Genomic DNA, 22551 nt, shown 5'->3' on the forward strand with positions numbered 1-22551 from the left:
CCGTCATGAGCATCGCCCTCGACGAACTGCACGCACTGACCCGGCCCACGGACTTCCTCGACCACGAGTCCGACGAGGTCCAGAACTTCGTGGACTCCGTCGTCAAGGACCGTGCCGCCGACCGGCGCGAGAACGCCGTGAAGCTCTACTACGCCGTCCGGGACGGCCTCGACTACGAGGTCTACGACACCGACCTCAGCCGCCGGGGCCTCAAGGCGTCCAGCGTCCTCGCCGCCGGACAGGGCTTCTGCCTGCACAAGTCCGTCGTCTACGCCGCCGCCGTCCGCGCCCTCGGCATCCCGTCCAAGCTGGTCTACGGCGACGTCCGCAACCACCTCGCCAGCCCGCGCCTGATCGCCCACATCGGCGGCGACGTCTTCTTCCACGGCCTCACCCAGGTCTACCTGGACGGCCAGTGGGTCAAGGCCACCCCCGTCTTCAACAAGCTGCTGTGCCGCCTCTACGGCATGGAGGCCCTGGAGTTCGACGGCACCGGCGACTCGCTCTACCACCCGTACGCGGGCCAGGGCGGCAAGGGCGCCATGGAGTTCCTCACGGACCACGGCTCCTTCGACGACGTGCCGTACGGCTTCGTCATCTCCACCATGCGCGCCAAGCACCCCAACTTCCTGAGCGGCGAAGGCGACGGCACCGTCAAGGGCGGCTCGCTGGCCGCCGAGGCCGGCACCGCCACCGACCCCACCGCCGCCGGCAGATAAGGACCCGAGAGCATGAGCAGCGCCACCCTCCCGCCGCCCGTCCCGCCGTCCGGCCCGCCCTCGGACGGCTGGGACGCCGTGACCCGCGTCGGCGTCGTCGTCCCCTCGGCCGACATCGGCCCCGAGGCCGAACTCCAGTGCCTCGCCCCGGACTCGGTGACGATCCATGCCTCCCGCATCGACTTCGGCGGGATGCTCCCCGGCGGGCACATGGTCGCGGAGAAGATCCCCCAGGACCCCATCACGGCGTTCGTCGAGCCCCCGGCCGTCGACAACGCCGTCACACTCCTGGCCGACTCGCCGCTGCACGCACTCGTGCTCGGCTTCACCAGCTCCTCGTACGTCCTTGGCGTTGACGGCGAGAACGCCCTCTACGAGCGGCTCGCCCCCCGCACCCGCGGCATCCCGCTCACCGGCACCGCCCGGGCCGCCGTCGCCGGCTTCCGCGCCCTCGGCGCCCGGCGCGTCGCCGTCGTCAACCCGCCCTGGTTCGACGACAAGCTCTCCCGGCAGGGCGAGGAGTACTTCGAGGCCCAGGGCTTCGACGTGGTCCACCACGGCCCGGTGGGCCTGCCCTCCGAGCAGACCGCCATCACCCCGGAGAACCTCTCCGCGTGGATCCGCACCACCGTCGCGGGCGCCCGCCCCGACGCCGTCCTCGTCGCGGGCAACGGCATCCGCGCCATCGGCACCGTGCGCGGCCTGGAGGCCGAGCTCGGCTTCCCCGTGCTGACCGCCAACCAGGTCGCCCTCTGGCACGCCCTGCACCTCGCGGGCGCCGCCGCTGCCGCCGCCCGCGTCACCGACTACGGGCGCCTCTTCCGCGCCGTACCGAAGGAAGCGTGACCGCATGCTGCCCGCCGACGGCTACGTCGCCGTGTTCACCACCCCCGAAGGCGACGTCTACCGCACCCCCCTGGTCTGCTGGCGCGCCGACGGACCGCACGTCTACGGAGTGACCCTCCACAAGGGCGGGCTGCGCAGGGCCGAGGAACTCCCCGGCTTCACCCGCTACGCCGTCAAGCCCGACTGCGCCTGCGACGCGACGGACCCCGCGCTCGGGACCGTGCCCGCCGTCGGCAGGCAGTTCGCCGCCCGGTAGCCGCGCCCCCACGAAGCCCCCCCACGAACATCACCCCCCCACGCACGCAGCCCGCCCCCTCCCCGCCGGACCACAGGACCGGGGGAGGGGGCGGGCAGTGTGCGTGCGCGCGGGCGGAGGGCTCGGGAGGTCAGCGCAGCGGGCGGTCCAGCCGCACCTTCACCAGCGTCGTCTCGATCCCGCTGTCCACCAGCCGCCCCGCCGCGTCGAAGGCGCCGGGCCCGTCGGTCATGCCGAAGTCGTTGTCGTTGAGCAGCACCAGGGTCCGCTCGCCCTCGACCGCGATCCCCTCGATCTTCCCCGGGACGCCCTCGACCGTGTTCAGGTCCACCACCAGCCGCTTGGCCGCCACCGGGACACCCGCGGCGGCCGGGTCGGCCAGCTGCTCCAGGGCCGGGCTCGTCGCGGGCGCGTCCCAGGCGGAGCCCAGGATGTCCGCGCCCCGCCGCAGCCGGATCTCGTACAGCCGGGCCGCCTTGTCCGTGCGCTCCTGCACGAGGAGGCGGTCGCCGCCCAGGGCGACCAGCGCCGAGATCTTCAGCTCGGAGGTCTTCGTCTGGCCCGGCTCGACCTCGCCGACCGGGTCGAAGCGGTACGCGTACTCCGCCGTCACCTTGCCCTGGCGCGGCGAGAAGCGCAGCAGGCGCGTGGTGCGGGAGTTCTCGCCGGTCTCCTTGTCGGGGTTGAGCAGCGGGCTCTGCAGCGCCATCACCAGGTCGCCGCCGGGCAGCAGCGCGAGGCCCTCGAAGCCGCGGTTGATCTTGCGCTGGAGGTAGATCGACGGCAGCGACTCGATCACCGGGTAGCCGGCGCCGGTCAGCCCCAGCCCCTTGGGCACGTGCCGGGCGAGCACCCGGCCGCGCGGCGAGACGTGCACGAGCGAGGGCCCGTACTCGTCCACCAGCCAGAAGGAGCCGTCCCGGTCCCGCACCAGGCCCTCGGTGTCCAGGCCGTTCGGGTCGTAGCCCAGCGGGGTCTTCGCGTCGTACGTGTACGGGGCCTCGTCCCGGCCCGGCTGGTTCGGCAGCCCGGTCACCGGGGCGCCGGAGGAGGTGGTCAGCGGGATCGCCTCCAGCACCTGGATCCGTCCGCCCGCCGCGCGGACCTTGACGATCGCCGGGTCGAAGCCGGGCACCGGGAAGGTGCGGCGCTTGTCCTTGCCGACGGCTATCTGCCCGTTGGGCCCCCGGTCCGTGACGGTCCAGTACTCGCCGTGCCGCCCGGCCGGGTACAGGTCGCTGCCGATGCCGCCCAGGTTCACCCCGCGGTCGTCGGCGACGCTCCCCGGCAGCAGCCGGTTGCTGAACCCGGCCAGCGGGATGTCGGGCAGGGTCGCGGTGGACACGACCCGGGCGGCGGCGGGCGAGCCGTGCGGCGCCGGGGCGCCCTGGGCGGGCCAGGCGACCGCGGTCAGGACGAGGGCGGCGGACAGCGGCAGAACGGCGGCGGCGGTGCGCCGCGCGCGGGAAACGGAGGTCATGGCGGGGATCGTCCAGAGCGCGGGTGACTCACCGGTGGTGTGGGGGAGTTGCCCGGGTGAACCGGAGACGACGGCTGGGGGCGAAAGCCCCGGCGCCGCCCGCGCGGGCCGCCCCGCAGCGGCCCGAAAGCCGCCCCGCCGGGCCCGTACCCGGCGGACCCGCCGCGCCCGTCGTCCGCTAGCCGAACTCCCCGGCGCGCACGCCCGCGCAGAACTCCGCCCACTCGGCGGCGGTGAACCGCAGGTCACCGCCCCCGGGATGGCGCGAGTCCCGCAGCGCGACGGCCCCCGCGCCGAGCCGGGTCACCTCGACACAGCCGTCGGCGGCGCTGTGACTGCTCTTGTGCCAGACCGCGTGGGTCAGGTTCTGCGCGTACAACGGGTCCTTGTTCATCGGGGCGCTCTCCTCTCACCCCCAGCGTCCCGGCGGCGGCCCGCTCCCGCAATCGGGGTTCGGCCACCCCGGTGGGCCCCGCCGCCCGCCCGGCTCAGTCCAGGTCGGTCAGCTCGTCCGCGTAGATCTGCGACAGCGGCTGCGGGCCCACGTACTGCTGGCAGTTGCACTGCCCCGCCTCGTAGCGGACCGGCTTCTTGTTCTCGTCCCAGGCGGTGGGCACCTCCACGCGCTCGTGGCAGCGGCCCCGCTTGTCGTGCTTGGCGAGGTGGTGGGTGCAGCCGCAGACCGGCTCCGGCGACTTGTGGACGGACTCCAGGGCGAGCCGCTCCTGCTTCGCCGCCTCCAGGACCTCCATCTTGCGCTCGTGCCGGTGCCTGAGCGCCGTCCGCACGTTGTCCGCCGCCCACGCGAACCCACCCGTCCAGAACAGGACGAGGATCACCCATATCCAGTTCACACCGTGCTCCTTCCCCCGCGAAGGCTCCCCGTGAAGGACCCTCCGTGAGGGACCCTCCGCAAAGGATCCCCCGTGACGGCTTCCCCCGTAGAAGCCCTCCGAGCAGTCTAGGCCGCCCCCCTACGGCGCGCAGCCCTCCCCGAAGGCGCCCAGGATCCGCTCCGCCGCCAGCGTCGCCGTCAGCTCGCCGTCCCGGACCAGCCGCTCCACCTCGGGGGCGAGCGCCCGCACCGCCGGGTCGGCGCGCAGCCGCCCCAGCAGCTCCTCGCGGACCATCGTCCAGGCCCAGCCGACCTGCTGCTCCCGGCGACGGGCCGCCAGCCGGCCCGTCGCGTCCAGCAGGGTCCGGTGCTGCTCCAGCCGCTCCCACACGGTGTCCAGGCCCGTCGACTCGCGGGCGCTGCAGCTGAGCACCGGCGGCGTCCACACCGCGTCGCCGCCGTGCATCAGCCGCAGCGCGCCCGACAGCTCCCGGGCCGCCGCGCGGGCGTCCGTGGTGTGCGGGCCGTCCGCCTTGTTCACGGCGACGACGTCCGCGAGCTCCAGAACGCCCTTCTTGATGCCCTGGAGCTGGTCGCCGGTGCGCGCGAGGGTGAGCAGCAGGAAGGAGTCGACCATGTCGGCGACGGCCGTCTCCGACTGCCCGACGCCGACCGTCTCCACCAGGACCACGTCGTAGCCCGCGGCCTCCATCACCACGATCGACTCGCGGGTCGCCTTGGCCACCCCGCCGAGCGTGCCCGCGCTGGGGGAGGGGCGCACGAAGGCCGCCGGGTCGACGGCGAGCCGCTCCATCCGGGTCTTGTCGCCGAGGATCGAGCCGCCGGTACGCGTCGAGGACGGGTCCACGGCGAGCACCGCCACCCGGTGCCCGAGGCCCGTCAGCATGGTGCCGAAGGCGTCGATGAAGGTGGACTTGCCGACCCCCGGCACCCCGCTGATCCCGATCCGCCGGGCCCGGCCGCTGTGCGGCAGCAGCCGGGTCAGCAGCTCCTGGGCCAGCGCCCGGTGGGCGGGCCGGGTGGACTCCACGAGCGTGATGGCGCGCGCCACCAGCGCGCGCCTCCCGTCCCGTACGCCCTTCTCATACGTGTCGATGTCGATCGCCATGGGATCAGCGGTCGTCCCCCGCGCCGGACCCCGGCTCCGAGGGCCCCGGCTCCGCGTGTCCCGCCGCCGCGTGCCCGAGCTCCGCCGACAGGCGCCGCACCAGGTCCGCCGCCGCGTCGGGGATGACGGTGCCGGGCGGGAAGACCGCCGCCGCGCCCATCTCCAGGAGGACCGGCACGTCCTGGGGCGGGATGACCCCGCCGACCACGATCATGATGTCCTCGCGGCCCTCCGCGGCCAGCTCCTCCCGCAGCGCGGGCACGAGCGTGAGGTGGCCCGCCGCCAGCGACGAGACGCCCACGATGTGCACGTCCGCCTCGACGGCCTGCCGGGCGACCTCCGCGGGGGTCTGGAAGAGCGGGCCGACGTCGACGTCGAAGCCCAGGTCGGCGAAGGCGGTCGCGATCACCTTCTGGCCCCGGTCGTGCCCGTCCTGGCCCATCTTGGCCACCAGGATGCGCGGCCGGCGCCCCTCGTCCTCCTCGAAGGCGTCGACCAGGGCCCGGGTGCCGTCCACCGACGGGGACGATCCTGCTTCGTTGCGGTACACGCCGGAGATCGTACGGATCTGGCCCGCGTGCCGCCCGTACACCTTCTCCAGGGCGTCCGAGATCTCGCCGACCGTCGCCTTCGCGCGGGCCGCGCGGACCGCGAGCTCCAGCAGGTTGCCCTCGCCGCCGGCGGCCCGGGTGAGGTCGTCCAGCGCGTCCCGGCAGGCCCGCTCGTCGCGCTCGGCGCGCAGCCGCCGCAGCTTCTCGATCTGCTGCGCCCGCACCGAGGAGTTGTCGACCTTCAGGACCTCGATCTGCTCGTCGCCGTCCACCCGGTACTTGTTGACGCCGATCACCGGCTGGCGGCCCGAGTCGATCCGCGCCTGGGTGCGGGCCGCGGCCTCCTCGACGCGCAGCTTCGGGATGCCCGCGTCGATGGCCTGCGCCATGCCGCCGGCCGCCTCGACCTCCTGGATGTGCTGCCAGGCCCGCCGGGCCAGGTCGTAGGTGAGCCGCTCCACGTACGCGCTGCCGCCCCACGGGTCGATGACCCGGGTGGTGCCCGACTCCTGCTGGAGCAGCAGCTGGGTGTTGCGGGCGATCCGCGCCGAGAAGTCCGTCGGCAGCGCCAGCGCCTCGTCGAGCGCGTTGGTGTGCAGCGACTGGGTGTGGCCCTGGGTCGCGGCCATCGCCTCCACGCAGGTGCGGGTGACGTTGTTGAACACGTCCTGCGCGGTCAGCGACCAGCCGGAGGTCTGCGAATGGGTGCGCAGCGACAGCGACTTGGCGTTCTTCGGATCGAACTGCCTCACCAGCTTCGCCCACAGCAGCCGGGCCGCGCGGAGCTTGGCGACCTCCATGAAGAAGTTCATGCCGATCGCCCAGAAGAACGACAGGCGCGGCGCGAACGCGTCCACGTCGAGCCCCGCCTCCCGGCCCGCCCGCAGGTACTCGACGCCGTCGGCCAGCGTGTACGCCAGCTCCAGGTCGGCCGTCGCGCCCGCCTCCTGGATGTGGTAGCCCGAGATGGAGATCGAGTTGTAGCGGGGCATGTTCCGCGAGGTGAAGGCGAAGATGTCGGAGATGATCCGCATCGACGGCTTCGGCGGGTAGATGTACGTGTTGCGGACCATGAACTCCTTGAGGATGTCGTTCTGGATGGTCCCCGCCAGCTTCTCGGCCGGCACTCCCTGCTCCTCGGCCGCCACGATGTACAGCGCGAGCACGGTCAGCACCGCGCCGTTCATCGTCATCGACACCGACATCCGGTCCAGCGGGATGCCGTCGAAGAGCTGGCGCATGTCGTAGATCGAGTCGATGGCCACCCCGGCCATGCCGACGTCGCCGGTCACGCGCGGGTGGTCGCTGTCGTAGCCCCGGTGCGTCGGCAGGTCGAAGGCGACGGACAGGCCCTTCTGGCCGGCCGCCAGGTTGCGCCGGTAGAAGGCGTTGGACTCCTCGGCGGTGGAGAAGCCCGCGTACTGCCGGATCGTCCACGGCTGGTTGACGTACATCGTCGGGTACGGGCCGCGCAGATACGGCGCCACGCCCGGGTACGTGCCGAGGAAGTCCAGGTCCTCCAGGTCACGCCCGGTGTACAGCGGCTTGACCCCGATGCCCTCGGGCGTCTCCCACAGCAGGTCGTCGCCGCCCGTCGAGCGCTTGAGCGCGGCGCGCCACTCCTCGGCGCTGCCCGCGGGCGAGGGGGATCCCAGGCCGATCCCGGTGAAGTCGGGGATTCCCATCAGGACACTCCCATGCGGTCGAGGGTGGCGGAGAGCACGGCGACGGCGTCGCACCCCGCGAAGACGTGGCTGTCGACACCGGCGTACGTGCCCCGGCCGGCCAGGGAGACGTGCGTGGCGCCGGCCGCGCGCAGCCCGGCGGCCTCGGCCTCGGCCCGCTCCTCGTAGAGCGCGTCGCTGGAGCACAGGCACGCCTCGGCGGCGCCGCTGTCCGCGAAGGACCCTTCGGTGACCGGCTCGACGCCGCCCGCCTGGAACAGGTTGGCGGCGAAGGTGAGCCGGCCGGTGTGCGCGGCGGCGGGCCCGAGCGCGGCCAGGAAGACCTTCGGGCGGGCGCCGGTCGCCGCGAGGTGCGCGTCCGAGCGGGCGCGCAGCGCCTCGAACGCCTCGTCGCGGCGCACCCGCGGCAGCCCGCCGGGGGGCGCGGCGGGCGCGGGCGCCCGGACCACGGGCTTTTCGCCCAGGTGCGGGAACTCGCTGACCCCGGTGACCGGTTCGCGCCGCTTGGCCAGCGCCTTCGAGCGCTCGGCCCAGGTGGCGGCCAGGTCCCCGGCGAGCCGGCCCGAGCGCAGCACCGCCGCCTGGCCGCCGTCCCGCTCGATGCCCTGGAAGAACTCCCAGGCGGCCTGGGCGAGTTCGTCGGTGAGCCGCTCCACGTACCAGGAGCCGCCCGCCGGGTCGATGACCCGGGCCAGGTGCGACTCCTCGATGAGGATGGTCGAGGTGTTGCGGGCGATCCGGCGCGCGAAGGCGTCCGGCAGGCCCAGCGCGTGGTCGAAGGGGTGGACCGTGACGGACTCGGCGCCGCCGACCCCCGCCGCCAGCGTGGCGAGCGTGGTCCGCAGCATGTTCACCCACGGGTCGCGGGCCGTCATCATCACCGAGGACGTCACCGCGTGCTGGAGCTGCGCCCCGGCCGCCGGGGCCCCGCAAGCGTCGGCGACCCGCGCCCACAGGCGGCGCGCGGCGCGCAGCTTGGCGATCGTCAGGAACTGGTCGGCGGTGGCCGCGTAGCGGAACTCCAGCTGCCCGAGGGCCCGCTCCACCGTCAGCCCGCCCGCGGTCAGCGCCCGCAGGTAGGCGACGCCGGTGGCGAGCGAGGCGCCGAGCTCCTGCGCGGCCGAGCCGCCGGCCTCGTGGTACGGCAGGGCGTCAACGGTCAGCGCGCGCAGCCCCGGGTAGGACTCGGCGCACAGCCGGGTGAGGGCGACCGTCGCGGGGAAGCCGTCGCCGTCGTACGCGGCGCCGGTGCGGGCCTCGGTGCCCAGCGGGTCGGCGCCCAGGTTGCCGAGGGCCGCCTCGGGCGCGACGCCGCGCCGGGCGTACACGTCGAGGAGCTCGGCGGCGGCCGTCGCGGTCTCCGCCCCGGCGTCCAGGACGACCGGCGCCAGGTCCAGGTACACGTCCTTCAGGACCTGGTCGAGCCCGCCCGCGGGGATGGCGTCGGGGCCGACGGTCAGCCACAGCGAGGTGACGCCGTTCTCCAGGTCGGTGAGGACGGCCTCCGGGTCGGCCACCGTGTGCCGCTGGCGCACGTCCCAGCCGTTCGCCGTGTTCCCCTCGGCGCGGCCGGCCCGGACGAAGGGGGCGAACCCGGGCAGTCCGGTGGCGGGGGCGGCGGTGTCCCCGGCGGACCCGTCGGCGGTGTACAGCGGGCGGGCCCGCAGGCCGTCCCCGAGCGCGGTGGACAGGGCGTCCTCGGCCTCGGTGTCCGGAACGTCCTTGCCCGACCTGCTCAGTACGCCCGCCGCGAGGCGCTGCCACTGCGCATGGGTCGCTGCGGGGAATTCGGCGGCCAGCGAAAGGCCGTCGTCAGGCAGCACAGTCATGCTCGGATGCTAGGTCAGCCCCACAAAGGAGCGCAGGGGGATCCGCTGTGACCTTGACCTCCCCTGATCGCCCTTGAGGGCGGACCGCATCCGTGCTGGCGGCGGCCCGAATCCTGGCCGTACCCAGGCCGAATCCGGGACGTGTACGGGCCGGGCGGCGGCCCCGCACCGGCTCAGCCGGCCGCCCCGTCCAGCTCCTCGTCCAGGGCGATCGCCGCCGAGATCAACGCCAGATGAGTGAACGCCTGCGGAAAGTTGCCGAGTTGCTCGCCCGCCGGTCCGATCTCCTCGGAGAAGAGCCCCACGTGGTTGGCGTACGTCAGCATCTTGTCGAACGAATACCGCGCCTCGTCCAGCCGCCCCGCCCGCGCCAGCGCCCCCACGTACAGGAAGCTGCACAGCGAGAAGGTGCCCTCGCCGCCGCTCAGCCCGTCGGGCGAGGCGGCCGGGTCGTAGCGGTAGACCAGGCTGTCGGTGACCAGTTCGGCGCCCATCGCGTCCAGCGTCGACAGCCAGCGCGGATCCGACGGCGCGATGAAGCCCACCGCCGGCATCAGCAGCAGCGAGGCGTCCAGCACCTCGCTCCCGTAGTGCTGCGTGAACGCCCGCCGCTCCGCGTTCCAGCCCCGCTCCATGACCTGACGCAGGATCGCGTCCCGCGCCGCCGTCCACCCGGCCAGGTCGGCCGGCCGCGCGAACCGGGTCGCCAGCCGGACACCCCGGTCGAAGGCCGTCCAGCACATCACCCGGCTGTACGTGAAGTCCTGCCGCCCGCCCCGGGTCTCCCAGATGCCCTCGTCCGGCCGGTCCCAGTGGTCCGCCAGCCAGTCCAGCACCCCCGACACGGCCAGCCAGCCGTCCCAGCCGATCCGGCGGGCCGCGTTGCCGCCCGCCCGCGCAAGCCCGAACACCGCCTCCCCGTAGATGTCGAGCTGGAGCTGCCCGGCCGCCCCGTTGCCCCGGCGCACCGGCGCCGAGCCCCGGTAGCCCTCCAGGTGGTCCAGGACCTCCTCGTCGAGGTACGGGTCGCCGTCCACCCGGTACATGATCTGCAACGGCTCGCCCGTCACCGTCCGCTGCTCCCGCAGCCGCGCCCCCAGCCACAGCCGGAAGGCGTCCGCCTCCTCCTCGAAGCCGAGCCCGAGCAGCGCGTGCACGGACAGCGAGGCGTCCCGGACCCAGGTGTAGCGGTAGTCCCAGTTGCGCTCGCCGCCGATCCGCTCGGGCAGCCCCATGGTGGCGGCGGCGACGGGCGCGCCGGTCGGCGCGTACGTGAGCAGCTTCAGCGTGATCGCCGACCGGTTGACGTCCGCCTGCCAGCGGCCCCGGTAGCGGCTGCGGCGCACCCAGCGGTGCCAGAAGTCGCGGGTCCGCCGGAAGTCCTCGGTCAGCGCCGCCCGGTCGGCCGGCGGCGGCAGCGGGGCGCCCGCCTCGTCCAGGGTCAGCACCACCGCAGCCAGCTCCCCCTGCGCCAGCTCCACCTCCGCCCGCACGTCCCGCCCGTCCGGGCCGTCGCGGCGCAGCCCGACCGGGCCCGCCGTGCGCAGCGCCGCCTGGATCCCGGCCCCGGTGAACACGGCCGTGTCCGGCCCCGGCAGGTCCAGCGTGTGCCCGGCCCGCCCGTAGTCGAAGCGCGGCCGGCACTCCACGGAGAACCGGACCCGCCCGCGCGGCACCCGCAGCACCCGGATCAGCCGGCGCCGCGCGGAGGCCGTCTCCGGCCGGTCCGGCGGCATGAAGTCGGCGACCTCGCCCACCCCGTCGGGGGTGAGGAACCGGGTCACCAGGATCGCCGTGTCCGCGAAGTACAGCTGCCGGGTGGTGACCCCGGGCGTGTCGACGGTGACGGCGAAGTGCCCGCCGCGCTCGTGGTCCAGCAGCGCGGCGAAGACGCTCGGCGAGTCGAAGCGCGGCGCGCACAGCCAGTCGACGACCCCGTCGGAGGAGACCAGCGCCGCGGTCTGGAGGTCGCCCACGAGCCCGTGGTCGGCGATCGGCGGATAGCGGCGCACCGGACTCACGAGACCTCCCGCACCGGACGGGGACCACCGCCCCGGACCACCCCGGACGACCCCGCCGTGCCCCGAGCCTCACGGCGATGGGGCGGCGGTACCAGGCGGGGTCGGCCGAATGGGTGAGGGGTGGGGGCGGGGTGGGGTGGCGCCGGCGCGGGTGGGCGGACCCGGCGAGGGGAGCGCCCGGCGTGGGGCGCGCCCCGGCGTGGGGTGCCCTCGCCGCGGGGCGGCTTCGGCCGGGGTGGCGTCGGCGTGGGATGCACCCGGCGCGGGATGGCGTCGGCGTGGGGTGCACCCGGCGCGGGGTGGCCTCGGCGTCGGGGCGGCCCCGGCGGATGAGTGCCCCCGGCGGCGGGTTGCCCCCGGCCGCTACCGCAGCGGCTCGCTCAGCTCGATCGCGCGCAGGGCCGCCGCGAGCGCGGGCGCGTCGCCGACGTCGAGGGCCGTGTCGGTCAGCTTGATGACGTGTTCGTCGCCGTGCGCCAGGGCCCGTTCGAAGACCTCCTCGGCCGTCACCGAGCCGGGCGGCGCGTACGCGACCGGGGCGTCCGGCGCGTACATCGCGGTCACCGCCGCCGAGGCGGTCCACGCCGCGCGCAGGCTCGGCGCCCACAGCGCCCCGGGGAGCGCCGGGAGGGCCCGCAGCACCGCGTTCGGGGCCGTCGCCGCGTGCACCAGCATCGTCTCCTCGCCGTGCCCGTGGGTGGCGTACCGGTGCGTGGCCGCCCGCACCAGTTCGGTCAGCAGCCGCCGTGCCTCCTCCGGCTCCGTCACCCCGTCCGCCCACACCGGCAGCGCCCCGACCCGGGCCAGCCGGTCGGGGAAGCCGCCGTCCCGCTCGCCGATCGGCCGGACCGCGTCGAGCGCGTCGGCGGCCCGCGCCGCGCCCTGCAGCGGCACCAGGCCCGTGACGGGGCGGTGGCGCGCGGCCCAGTAGCCGAGGCCGTGCGCGAGCTCGGTCAGCCGCGGCGCGGTCGGCTCGCCCGCGAGCAGGGTGCGCACGGCGTGCCCGACCCGGATCACGGGGTGCGTGGAACCCCCGTACAGGCCGGGCAGCAGCCGGGGCCACCACAGGGCGAGCACCTCGCGCCAGGGCCGCTCGGCCAGCTCGCGCGCGAAGCGGTCGATCCAGTCGGCGGCCCGCCGAGGGTCGCCGAGCGCGGCGGGCCAGTCGGCGTCGGTGACCGGCGCCAGGCGGGCCGGGAACTCCTCCAGCCGCGGCGCGTAGTGGTCGAGCCAGCGGTGCACCGCCGCCTGCCGCCCGCGCGCGGCGAGCGCCTCGACGGCCATCGGGGCGTGGTTGGTGAGCCGCCCGAGCCGCTCGGGCCCGGCGGAGTGCAGACGCTGGAGCGCCTCGTCGAGGGTGCCTGTCGTATCCATGCGGGGACGCTACGCGCGGCGCACCGCGCGGCGGAACGGACCATGGACGTAGGACGGGATGTAGGACGAGGCGTAGGGCGGGACGTAAGGCGGGGCGTAGGCCAGGGCGTAGGGCGGGGCGTAGGGCCGGACCTAGGGAAGGGGCCCGGCGCCCGGACCTGGGACGGGCCCTCGTCCCAGGTCCGCCCGGGGCCCCTCCGGCGTCGTCCCGGCCAACGCCGGTGGGACGGCGGGTGGCGCGTCAGTACGATGGACGGCCGGGCACCGGTCCCGGGAGCGCGAGGCGGAGGGCGGCAGGATGACGGAGGTTCCGCGACGGCGGGGACAGGGCGAGCTGGAGACCCTGGTGCTGGCCGCGCTGCGCGCGGCCGACGGGCCCGTCACGGCCGGCTGGGTGCAGGAGCGGCTCGGCGGCGACCTCGCGTACACCACCGTCATCACCATCCTCACCCGGCTGCACACCAAGGGCGCCGTGGCGCGCGAACGCGCGGGCCGGTCCTTCGAGTGGACGGCGGTCGCCGACGAGGCGGGCCTCGCCGCGCTGCGGATGCGCCGGGTCCTCGACGGCGAGTCCGACCGCGAGGCGGTCCTCGCCCGGTTCGTGACGGGACTCTCCTCGGCCGAGGAGCAGCTGGTGCGCGAACTCCTGGCCCAGGCCGGGGAGGACGGGGAAGACTGACGCCATGGGGGTCTTCGTCTTCCTGCCGCTCGTCCTCCCGCTGACCGCCTGGCCGGTCGCGCGGCTGGCCGAACACCATCTGCACCCGCGCACCGCGACCCGGATGCTCACCGCCGTCGCCGCCGTCCTCGCCCTGTGCAGCACCCTCTGCCTGGCGCTCCTCATGGTCGTCGGCACGGCCCAGCTCCCGGGCAACCCGCTGCCGGACGCCTGGTCCGACCCGGAGGTGCGGGCCGCGGTGCCCCACGACGAGGTCGCCGGCCGGCTCGCGATCCCCGCGCTGCTCGCCGTCCTGATCGCCTGCGGCGGCACGCTGCTGCGGCACCGGCGGGTCCGCCGCCGGGCCGGGCGGGCGCTCGCCGCGCTGCCCGACCGCGCGGTCGCCGTGCTCCCCGACGAGGTGCCGTACGCCTACGCGCTGCCCGGCGGGCGCCGGGACCGGGTGGTGGTCAGCCGGGGCATGCTCGCGCGGCTGAGCTCCCGCGAGCGGCGGGCGCTCTTCGCGCACGAGCGGGCCCATCTGGAGGGCCGCCACCACCGCTTCCTGCTGCTGGTCCGGGTCGCGGCGCGGGCCAACCCGTTCCTGCGCCCGCTGTCCACGGCCGTCGGCTACACCGCCGAGCGCTGGGCCGACGAGGAGGCCGCCGCCCGGGTCGGCAGCCGCCGGACGGTGGCCCGCGCCATCGGCAAGTCCGCGCTGGTGTCGGCCGGGACGCCCGGCCCGACGCTGGCCGGTTTCGCCGCCCCCGGTCCCGTACCGCGCCGGGTCGCGGCCCTGCTGGCGCCCGCGCCGGCCGCGCGTGCCTGGCCGGGGGTCGGCACGGCCACCGGCATGGCCGCCTGGGGCGCCGCCGCCGGGACCGCCGCGTCCGCCCTCTCCTCGGCGAACTCGGCGGTCACCCTGTACGCGATCCTCCACACGGCCACACCGCTGTAGTCCCGGCGTCCGCCTCAGCCGATCGCCAGCGGGTCGCCCGGGGCCAGCGCGGCGGCGATGCGGGTCGCGACGGCCTCGGCCTGGTTGCCGTCGGGCGTGGTCGCCGTCTTCGTCGCGGACACGGCGATCGCGAGCCGCGCCTTCGGCAGGTACGCCTGGATCGCCGCGTACCCGGAGAAGGACGGGTTCTGGAGGATCCAGCCGTTGACGACGAGGACGCCGAGACCGAAGTGCTTGGCCTCCGTCTGCTTCAGGCAGATGTCGGAGGGGCAGTGGGCGGTCCCGCCGCCGAGGCCCACGGTCCCCGGGTTCAGCAGGGTGCGGTAGGCGCGCGGCGAGAGGAGCTCACCGCTGCCGATGCCCTCGGCGGACCGGGCCAGGTCGCAGATGTGGGTGGTGATGACGGCGCCGGGCGCGGTGGTCCACGACGGGTTCCAGAAGGTGGACTCCTCGTAGATCCCGCGGTCCGAGGTGAAGGCGTGCAGGACCGGAGCCGGGATGTCCGGGGTGAGGTTCGCCCGGGTGTTCCGCAGCCCCAGCGGGCCGGTGACCCGCCGCTCCACGAACTCCTGGATGGGCATCCCGGTGATCTTCTCCAGCGCCTGCGTGAGCAGCAGGTAGTTGGCGTGCGAATAGCTCCAGCTGGTGCCCGGCTCGTACCAGAACGAGTGGCTGTACGGGAAGGCCAGCAGCTCGTCCGGGGTCCACTGGCGGAACGGGTGCGGCCCCAGCTCCTTCCCGAACGCCGGGTCGGTGACGTAGTCGTGCAGGCCGCTCGTGTTGTTCGCGAGCATCCGCAGCGTGATCTCGTGCGCCTTCGGCACGTCCGGCAGCCACCGCTCGATGGTGTCGTCGAGGCTCACCCGGCGCTCCTGGACGAGCTGGAGCAGGGCCGTGCCGATGTGCGCGAAGGCGACCGAACCGGCCCGGAAGTGCATGTCGGGCCGGGCGGGCACCCCGGTCATGGACTCGCCGAGCGCGTCGGTGAGGACCTCGTGCCCGTCCACCGTGACCTTGACCTCGACGGAGTTCAGCCGCAGGTCGGCCTTGGCGCGGCGGGTGATGTCCAGGACCTGCCGGGCCCGCCCGTCGAGCGGGCGGGCGGTCCGCTCACACGGGCGGTCGCCGTGGCCGCCGCCCTCGCCCCGGGCGGCGGCGGGGAGGGCGGCGGCGGTCTGGGACACGACGGCGAGGAGGGCGGCACAGAGGGCCGCGCGAAGCGAGGTGCGTCTCATGCCCGTACTGTCACCGCGCTCCGCGCCCGCGCCCGCCCGCAACTCCGGCGGGCCCTCCGCACGGGGGACGGGCGCTTAGGCGCGGTGGCCGAGGCGCAGCAGGACCTTCGGGAGCTCGTCGAGGTAGCGGGCGAGCTTCTGGAGGGGGGTGAAGGGGGTGCGGTGGGTGTGGGGGATGCGGTCGGCCGGGGCGGCGGGGAGCCTGGCGTGTGCCTCCCTGGGCGCCCTGGGCGCCCGTGCCGTGTCGTGCGCCGGCTCGCAGGTGCCGCCGGGCTCCTTGGGAGTGTCCAGCCGTTCGAAGAACTCGTTCAGGTCGGCGGGGACCGCCGTGCGGGTGTTCGCCTTCCACAGCCCGGCCCGTGGACGTCCGGCCGGAGGACGGCGTCCGGGCGGCTGGGCACCAGCGCCGGCGCGGTCGCGGTCGCGGTCGCGCTCGTCGGCGTGGGCGTGTGCGCGGGCGTCGCCACGGCCGTCGCGGGGCCCGTGAGCAGGAGGGACGCCGTGGTCGCCGCGGCGGCGGCCCAGGCGATCTTGTGTCCGGCGGTGCCCGTCATGACGACTCCGCCCGTACTTCCCGAGGCGCGGGGGCCCGAGGTGATGCCTCCAGCATCCCTCCGCCGCGGGGCCCGCGCACCCCCGTGGGCCTGCCCGGACGGGCGTGCCGGATGATCGGGCCCATGCTGTTCGCGTCCCTGTCGGCCGGTGCCCTCGTCGTGGTCCTGGTCTGTGCCGTCGCCCGCCCCTTCGGGCGGTCGGAGGCGGTCTTCGCGGTGCCCGCCGCCGCCCTCCTGGTCCTGGTGGGCGCCGTGCCGCTGGCGCACGCGAGGGAGGAGGCGGAGCGGCTGGGGCCGGTGATCGGCTTTCTGGCGGCGGTCCTGGTGCTGGCGAAGCTCTGCGACGACGAGGGGCTCTTCCACGCCTGCGGGAGCTGGATGGCCCGCTGGGCCCGGCACAGGCCGCGGCGGCTGCTCGGCGCCGTGTTCGCGCTGGCCTCGCTGATCACCGCCGCCCTGAGCCTGGACGCCACCGTCGTCCTGCTCACCCCGGTCGTCTTCGCCACCGCCGCCCGGATGGGCGCCCCGGCCCGCCCGCACTCCTACGCGAGCGCCCACCTGTCGAACACGGCCTCCCTGCTGCTGCCGGTCTCCAACCTCACCAACCTGCTGGCCTTCGCCGCCACCGGCCTCAGCTTCACCCGCTTCGCGCTGCTCATGCTGCTGCCGTGGGCGGTGGCCATCGCCGTCGAGTACGCGGTCTTCCGGCGCTTCTTCGCCGCCGAGCTCGCCGACCTCCCCGGCGCCCCCGGGGAGGAGCAGGCCGGCCCGGTCGAGGTGCCGCTCTTCCCGCTGGTCACCGTCGGCGTCACGCTCGCCGGCTTCGGGGTCGCCTCCGCGCTCGGCGTGGACCCCGCGTGGGCGGCGGCGGCCGGCGCGCTGGTGCTCGCGGTCCGCGCCCTGCTGCGCGGGCACACCGGCCCGGTGGCGCTGGTCCGCTCGGCCGCCCTGCCGTTCCTGGCGTTCGTGCTCGCCCTCGGGATCGTCGTCCGCGCCGTCGTCGACAACGGGCTCGGCGACGCGCTCGGCGCGCTCCTGCCGGACGGCACCTCGCTGCCCGCGCTGCTCGGCACCGCCGCGCTCGCCGCGCTCCTCGCCAACCTGATCAACAACCTGCCGGCGGTCCTCGCGCTCGCCCCGCTCGCCGCGCCCGCCGGTCCCGGCGCCGTCCTCGCCGTACTGCTCGGCGTGAACATCGGCCCCAACCTCACGTACGCGGGCTCCCTCGCGACGCTGCTGTGGCGGCGGATCTCGCAGGAGCGCGGACACGACGTGCGGCTGCGGGAGTTCACCCTGCTCGGCGCCCTCACCGTGCCCGCCGCCCTGACCGCCGCCACGGTGGCGCTGTGGGCCTCGCTGGCGCTCTTCGGCCCCTGACCGGTCCCCGCCGGCCCTTGGTCGTCCCCCACGCGCGCCCCGCCCGCGCCCTTGTCAGCGGGCGGGCGCGCCGGGAGCCTAGACGCGCCGGACGTCGACGCCCTGGTCGGTGAGCGCCTCGACGACGGGATCGGGGGCGTCGTGGTCGGTGACGAGGATGTCGATGTCGGAGATGGCGCAGACGCGGGCGAAGGCCCGCCGGCCCAGCTTGGTGGAGTCGGTCACCACGACGAGGGTGGCCGCCCGCTCCGCCATGGACCGGTTGGCGCTCGCCTCGCCCTCGTCGTGGGTGGAGGCGCCGAAGTCGGGGTCCACGGCGTCGATGCCGAGGACCGCGTAGTCCAGGGAGAGCCCCTGGAGGGTGGCCGCCGCGAGCGGGCCGGTCAGCTCGTAGGACTGCGGGCGCGCGACGCCGCCGGTGACGACCGTCTTCACGTACGGGCGGACGGCGAGCTCGTTGGCGATGTTGACCGCGTTGGTGACGATGGTCAGCGCCGGGCCGCCGGAGTGCGACGCGAGGTCGCCGCGGGTGGCGAGCTCGCGGGCGACCTCGGAGGTGGTGGTGCCGCCGTTGAGCCCGACGATCGCGCCCGGCGGGACGAGCGCGGCGGCGGCGCGGGCGATGCGCTGCTTCTCGTCCGCCTTGCGCGCGGTCTTGTAGCGCAGCGGCAGGTCGTAGGTGACGCCGCTGAGGACGGCGCCGCCCCGGGTGCGGGTGAGGAGCTGCTGGCGGGCGAGCTCCTCCAGGTCGCGGCGGACCGTGGCGGGGGAGACGCCGAGGAGTTCGGCCGCCTCGCCGACCTCGATGCTGCCCTTCTCGCCCAGCGCGTCGAGCAGCCGCGTCCAGCGCTCGTGCGTGCTCATCACCGTTCTCCTCGCCTCGTGACCTCGGGGGCCGAGCGTAACGCGGACCCGCCCCACCTGAGCGTTCTCTGCACATGCTTGCTCAAAGTTGCGCGCAGACTCTATAAAGGAGCCAACTTCAATCATCATCGGTTCGGGGAGGCGCCGCCATGAGTCATGTCGACACGGAGATAGCCAGCCAGCCCGCCTGCTGGCGCCGCGCACAGGAGCTGAAGCCCGCCGGACTGCCCGCCGACGGCGAGCGCGTCGCCGTCGTCGGCTGCGGCACCTCCCTCTACATCGCCCAGGCGTACGCGGCGCTCCGCGAGAACGCGGGCCTCGGCGAGACCGACGCCTTCGCCGCCTCCGAGTTCCCGGCCCGCCGCCGCTACGACCGGGTCGTCGCCCTCACCCGCTCCGGCACCACCACCGAGGTCCTCGCCGCCCTCGCCCGGGTCCCGGACGGCACCCCGACCACCGCCCTCACCGGCGACCTCGGCACCCCCGTCGTCGACGCCGCGGGCACCGTCGTCGACCTCTCCTTCGCCGACGAGAAGTCCGTCGTCCAGACCCGCTTCGCCACCACCGCCCTGGTCCTGCTGCGCACCGCCCTCGGCCTCGCCCCCGACGGCCTCGCCGAGCAGGCCGAGCGGGCCGTCGCCGAGCCGCTGCCCGAAGCCGCCGTCGCGTCCGGGCAGTTCACCTTCCTCGGCACCGGCTGGACCATCGGCCTCGCCAACGAGGCCGCCCTCAAGCTGCGCGAGGCCGCCGGGGCCTGGACCGAGTCGTACGCGGCCATGGAGTACCGCCACGGCCCCATCAGCGTCACCGGGCCCACCAGCACCGTCTGGTTCCTCGGCGCCCCGCCCGCCGGACTCCTCGACCAGATCGCCCCGACCGGCGCGTACGTCTCCGTCTCCGACGCGGACCCGCTCGCCGACCTCATCCGCGCCCAGCGCCTCGCCGTCGCCCTCGCGGGCCGCCGCGGCCTCGACCCCGACGCGCCCCAGGGCCTCACCCGCTCCATCGTCCTGGCCGGCTCCTGACCCCGGCGGGCGGTCCTGACACCGCCCGCCGGTGACGCCCGGCCCGCCCCCGCCGGCCCCCTCCCGGCGGCGGGCGGGCCCGGGTCCGGGCCCCGCGCCCGGCGCGGACCCGTCCCCGCCCAGCCCCAGCCCCAGCCCCGGGCCCCAGCCCCGGGCCCCAGCCCCGCCCCCGCACTCCGCCGAGCAAGGAGCAGCACCCCCATGCCCCTCACAGGAACGGGCGAGATCGTCGCACCGGCCGCCGCCGCGGGCCGCGGCGTCGGCGCCTTCAACGTCATCCAGCTCGAACACGCCCAGGCCATCGTCGCGGGCGCCGAGGCCGCCGGGACCCCGGTGATCCTCCAGGTCAGCGAGAACACCGCCCGCTACCACGGCGCCCTCGCGGCCATCGGCACCGCGACCCTCGCCGTCGCCCGCGCCGCCCGCGTCCCCGTCGCCGTCCACCTCGACCACGCGACCTCCGCCCCGCTCGTCGAGGAGGCCGTCGCCCTCGGCTTCACCTCCGTGATGTTCGACGCCTCCACGCTGCCGTACGAGGAGAACGTCGCCGCCACCGCCCGCGTACGCGCGCTCTGCCACGCCGCCGGGGTGTGGGTCGAGGCCGAACTCGGCGAGGTCGGCGGCAAGGACGGCGTACACGCCCCCGGCGCCCGCACCGACCCCGGCGAGGCCGCCGCCTTCGTCACCGCCACCGGCGTCGACGCCCTCGCCGTCGCCGTCGGCACCTCGCACGCCATGGCCACCCGCGACGCCGCCCTCGACTTCGCCCTCATCGCCGCCCTGCGCGCCCGGCTCCCCGTACCGCTGGTGCTGCACGGCTCCTCCGGCGTCGCCGACGCGGACCTCGCCACCGCCGTCGGACACGGCATGACCAAGGTCAACATCGCCACCCACCTCAACCGGGTGTTCACCCGCGCCGCCCGCGAAGTCCTCGACGCCGACCGGGCCTTGGCCGACACCCGCCGCTACCTCGGCGCCGGCCGCACCGCCATGGCCCACGAGGTCACCCGGCTGCTCGGCGTCCTCGCCACCCGCGCGCCCGCCCGCTGACCCCCCGCGCCGGGTGCCCGCCGCCCCCCGGACCCCGGCTGCGAGAATGACCGACACCCCCGGCCGGAACCCCCGGCACGGGGAACAGGGGGAGGGGATCAGGGGTGCGCGAACGGCTACGGGCCCGGTTCCGGTACTGGTTCGACGGCACGATGGACCGCGGCACACCCGCCCTCATCAGCTGGCTGGCCCTCGCCTCGCTGCTGCTGATCGGCGTCGCCTCCACCCTGGTCGTGCTGTTCACCGACACCGACGCCGAGAACAACGGCGGCTGGGCCGGCGTCGCCTGGATGAGCCTGCTGCGCACCCTGGACCCCGGCACCATGGGCGGCGACACCGGCGGCCCGGTCTTCCTCGGCCTCATGCTGGCCGTGACCATCGGCGGCATCTTCATCGTCAGCGCCCTCATCGGTGTCCTCACCACCGGCCTCAACCAGCGCATCGCCGAACTCCGCAAGGGCCGCTCCACCCTCCTGGAACGCGGCCACACCATCGTCCTCGGCTGGTCCGACCAGGTCTTCACCGTGGTCGCCGAACTCGTCGAGGCCAACCAGAGCCGCCGCCGCTCCTGCGTGGTCATCCTCGCCGACCGCGACAAGGTCGCCATGGAGGACGCCATCCGCGCACGCGTCCCCGACCCCGGCCGCACCCGCGTCGTCTGCCGCTCCGGCAACCCGCTCACCCGCGCCGACCTGGAGCTCGTCAGCCCCGACACCGCCAAGTCCATCATGGTGCTGCCGCCCACCGGCGCCGACCGGGACGTCGCCGTCATCAAGGTGCTGCTCCTGCTCAACAGCCGTACGTGGCAGGCCGCCCGCCCGCACATCGTGGCCTCCGTGCACGACTCGGACAACCTCGCCGCGGCCCGCCTCGCCGCCGGACCCGACGCCCTGGTCATCGACGCCGAGGACATCGCGGTCCGGCTCATCGCCCAGGCCCACCGGCAGACCGGCCTGTCCACCGTCTTCAACGAACTGCTCAGCTTCGTCGGCAACGAGTTCTACTTCCGCGAGGAACCCTCCCTCGTCGGCGCCACCTACGGACGGGCGCTCGGCGCCTTCGCCCGCGGCGTCCCCGCCGGACTCCACCGCACCGACGGCCAGGTGCTCGTCAACCCGCCCATGGACACCGTCATCGCCCCCGGCGACCACCTGCTGATGGTCGCCGAGGACGACCTCCTCATCAGCCTCGCCGACGGCCCGCAACCGGTCGTCGAGGCGGCGATCACCACCGCCCCCGGCCAGCCGCCGCGCCTCGACCACACCCTGCTAATCGGCGCCAACTCTCGTACCGCGAAGCTCGTCACGCTGCTCGACAGCTTCGTCGAGCCCGGCTCCACCCTCGACATCGCCGCGCCCCGCCGCCCCGCCGCCGTGCTGCACGAGCGGCTGGCCCACCTGTCCGTCGGCTTCAAACGCTGCGAGCCGACCCGCAGGTCCTCGCTGGAGGCCCTGGACCTGGGCGGCTACCAGCACATCGTGGTGCTCTCCGACGACAGCGTCCCCCCGGGCCGCGCCGACGACCGCACCCTCGTCACCCTGCTGCACCTGCGCGACATCGAAGTCGCCCTGGGCGACCCGTACTCGATCGTCACGGAGATGCACGACGACACCAACCGCGAGGTCGCGCAGGTGACCAAGGCCGACGACTTCATCGTCAGCACCAAGGTGATCAGCCTGCTGCTCACCCAGCTCACCGAGAACCGGGACCTGTACGACGTCTTCACCGACCTCTTCGACCCGGAGGGCTCCGAGATCTACCTCAAGCCCGCCTGCGACTACGTGATCCCGGGCGTCCCGGCGAACTTCGCCACCGTCGTCGAGGCCGCGCGCCGCCGCGGCGAGACCGCCATCGGCTACCGGCTCGCCCGGCACGGCGAGGAGGCCCCCGCCTACGGGATCTTCCTCAACCCCTCCCGCACGGCACCGCTCGTCTTCGAGGAACGGGACGCGGTCGTCGTCTTCGCCGAGAACTGACGCACAAGGAAACGCCGTTCCGGGAACCGGCGCGCCGGGCCCGAAACGGCCGGGTCCCGCGACCGCCGGAGTAGCCGCCCTCGTGGCCACGCTGACACGGGGCGCCCGGAGGAGCGGGGCGTGACGGAA

At 75.1% G+C, this 22551-nt stretch carries 20 protein-coding genes; 9 read left to right on the plus strand and 11 right to left on the minus strand.

Annotated features, from left to right (window positions below; translation table 11 throughout):
- Positions 1 to 5: 5 nt before the first annotated feature.
- The 3 genes from AB0C99_RS29625 to AB0C99_RS29635 are packed head-to-tail and all read left to right on the plus strand — an operon-like array spanning position 6 to position 1821.
- Positions 6 to 719 carry a transglutaminase-like domain-containing protein gene (locus AB0C99_RS29625; protein WP_362481432.1) on the plus strand — a complete coding sequence of 238 codons (714 nt, stop codon included), beginning with the start codon at positions 6 to 8 and terminating at the stop codon, positions 717 to 719.
- 12 nt (positions 720 to 731) lie between these two features.
- Positions 732 to 1565: a maleate cis-trans isomerase gene (locus tag AB0C99_RS29630; RefSeq protein ID WP_362481435.1), complete on the plus strand. Its 834-nt coding sequence runs from the start codon at positions 732 to 734 to the stop codon at positions 1563 to 1565.
- A 4-nt stretch (positions 1566 to 1569) separates the two neighbouring features.
- Positions 1570 to 1821, plus strand: coding sequence for a DUF6253 family protein (locus AB0C99_RS29635; RefSeq protein ID WP_362481437.1), 252 nt, complete (start codon positions 1570 to 1572; stop codon positions 1819 to 1821).
- A 130-nt stretch (positions 1822 to 1951) separates the two neighbouring features.
- On the opposite strand, the gene AB0C99_RS29640 is transcribed toward AB0C99_RS29635, so the two are convergent.
- From AB0C99_RS29640 to AB0C99_RS29675, 8 genes are all read right to left on the minus strand, one after another.
- Complete coding sequence (locus AB0C99_RS29640; RefSeq protein WP_362481440.1) at positions 1952 to 3301, minus strand: esterase-like activity of phytase family protein; 1350 nt, start codon at positions 3299 to 3301, stop codon at positions 1952 to 1954.
- A 178-nt stretch (positions 3302 to 3479) separates the two neighbouring features.
- Positions 3480 to 3695 (minus strand): DUF397 domain-containing protein, encoded by a 216-nt coding sequence (locus AB0C99_RS29645; RefSeq protein WP_362481443.1) that lies wholly within the window; start codon positions 3693 to 3695, stop codon positions 3480 to 3482.
- Between the two features lie 94 nt (positions 3696 to 3789).
- Positions 3790 to 4155 (minus strand): hypothetical protein, encoded by a 366-nt coding sequence (locus tag AB0C99_RS29650; protein ID WP_362481445.1) that lies wholly within the window; start codon positions 4153 to 4155, stop codon positions 3790 to 3792.
- 120 nt (positions 4156 to 4275) lie between these two features.
- Positions 4276 to 5265 (minus strand): methylmalonyl Co-A mutase-associated GTPase MeaB, encoded by a 990-nt coding sequence (gene meaB, locus AB0C99_RS29655; RefSeq protein WP_362481448.1) that lies wholly within the window; start codon positions 5263 to 5265, stop codon positions 4276 to 4278.
- A 4-nt stretch (positions 5266 to 5269) separates the two neighbouring features.
- Entirely contained in the window at positions 5270 to 7501 is a 2232-nt protein-coding gene (gene scpA, locus AB0C99_RS29660; protein ID WP_362481450.1) for a methylmalonyl-CoA mutase, read from the minus strand.
- Positions 7501 to 9330 carry a methylmalonyl-CoA mutase subunit beta gene (locus AB0C99_RS29665; protein WP_362481453.1) on the minus strand — a complete coding sequence of 610 codons (1830 nt, stop codon included), beginning with the start codon at positions 9328 to 9330 and terminating at the stop codon, positions 7501 to 7503. The genes scpA and AB0C99_RS29665 overlap by 1 nt, the downstream gene beginning before the upstream one ends.
- Positions 9331 to 9503: 173 nt before the next feature.
- Positions 9504 to 11342 (minus strand): glycoside hydrolase family 15 protein, encoded by a 1839-nt coding sequence (locus AB0C99_RS29670; RefSeq protein ID WP_362481488.1) that lies wholly within the window; start codon positions 11340 to 11342, stop codon positions 9504 to 9506.
- A gap of 372 nt (positions 11343 to 11714) precedes the next feature.
- Positions 11715 to 12725, minus strand: coding sequence for a questin oxidase family protein (locus tag AB0C99_RS29675; protein WP_362481456.1), 1011 nt, complete (start codon positions 12723 to 12725; stop codon positions 11715 to 11717).
- Positions 12726 to 13023: 298 nt separating this feature from the next.
- Between AB0C99_RS29675 and AB0C99_RS29680 the strand changes: the two genes are divergently transcribed.
- Positions 13024 to 13404 (plus strand): BlaI/MecI/CopY family transcriptional regulator, encoded by a 381-nt coding sequence (locus tag AB0C99_RS29680; RefSeq protein WP_362481459.1) that lies wholly within the window; start codon positions 13024 to 13026, stop codon positions 13402 to 13404.
- 4 nt (positions 13405 to 13408) lie between these two features.
- Positions 13409 to 14341 carry a M56 family metallopeptidase gene (locus tag AB0C99_RS29685; RefSeq protein ID WP_362481462.1) on the plus strand — a complete coding sequence of 311 codons (933 nt, stop codon included), beginning with the start codon at positions 13409 to 13411 and terminating at the stop codon, positions 14339 to 14341.
- Between the two features lie 14 nt (positions 14342 to 14355).
- On the opposite strand, the gene AB0C99_RS29690 is transcribed toward AB0C99_RS29685, so the two are convergent.
- Together AB0C99_RS29690 and AB0C99_RS29695 are read right to left on the minus strand one after the other, a co-directional pair.
- Positions 14356 to 15576 carry a serine hydrolase domain-containing protein gene (locus tag AB0C99_RS29690; RefSeq protein ID WP_362481465.1) on the minus strand — a complete coding sequence of 407 codons (1221 nt, stop codon included), beginning with the start codon at positions 15574 to 15576 and terminating at the stop codon, positions 14356 to 14358.
- 308 nt (positions 15577 to 15884) lie between these two features.
- Positions 15885 to 16130, minus strand: a complete 246-nt coding sequence (locus tag AB0C99_RS29695) for a hypothetical protein (RefSeq protein WP_362481468.1) — start codon at positions 16128 to 16130, stop codon at positions 15885 to 15887.
- Between the two features lie 123 nt (positions 16131 to 16253).
- Here AB0C99_RS29695 and AB0C99_RS29700 point away from each other — a divergent pair, with 123 nt between their 5' ends.
- A complete protein-coding gene (locus AB0C99_RS29700; protein ID WP_362481471.1) occupies positions 16254 to 17507 on the plus strand; it encodes an SLC13 family permease in 1254 nt (417 codons plus the stop codon).
- A gap of 78 nt (positions 17508 to 17585) precedes the next feature.
- On the opposite strand, the gene AB0C99_RS29705 is transcribed toward AB0C99_RS29700, so the two are convergent.
- Entirely contained in the window at positions 17586 to 18371 is a 786-nt protein-coding gene (locus AB0C99_RS29705; RefSeq protein WP_362481473.1) for a DeoR/GlpR family DNA-binding transcription regulator, read from the minus strand.
- A gap of 149 nt (positions 18372 to 18520) precedes the next feature.
- Here AB0C99_RS29705 and AB0C99_RS29710 point away from each other — a divergent pair, with 149 nt between their 5' ends.
- The 3 genes from AB0C99_RS29710 (at position 18521) to AB0C99_RS29720 (ending at position 22422) form a co-directional block, all read left to right on the plus strand.
- Positions 18521 to 19396, plus strand: coding sequence for a sugar isomerase (locus AB0C99_RS29710; protein WP_362481476.1), 876 nt, complete (start codon positions 18521 to 18523; stop codon positions 19394 to 19396).
- A gap of 201 nt (positions 19397 to 19597) precedes the next feature.
- The gene (locus tag AB0C99_RS29715) at positions 19598 to 20446 is read left to right on the plus strand and encodes a class II fructose-bisphosphate aldolase (RefSeq protein ID WP_362481479.1); all 849 of its coding nucleotides are present in this window, start codon (positions 19598 to 19600) and stop codon (positions 20444 to 20446) included.
- Positions 20447 to 20550: 104 nt separating this feature from the next.
- Positions 20551 to 22422 carry a potassium transporter TrkA gene (locus tag AB0C99_RS29720; protein ID WP_362481482.1) on the plus strand — a complete coding sequence of 624 codons (1872 nt, stop codon included), beginning with the start codon at positions 20551 to 20553 and terminating at the stop codon, positions 22420 to 22422.
- The last annotated feature ends 129 nt before the right edge of the window (positions 22423 to 22551 follow it).

This window comes from Streptomyces sp. NPDC048659, from assembly GCF_040650575.1.
In the GTDB taxonomy this organism is placed as follows: domain Bacteria; phylum Actinomycetota; class Actinomycetes; order Streptomycetales; family Streptomycetaceae; genus Streptomyces.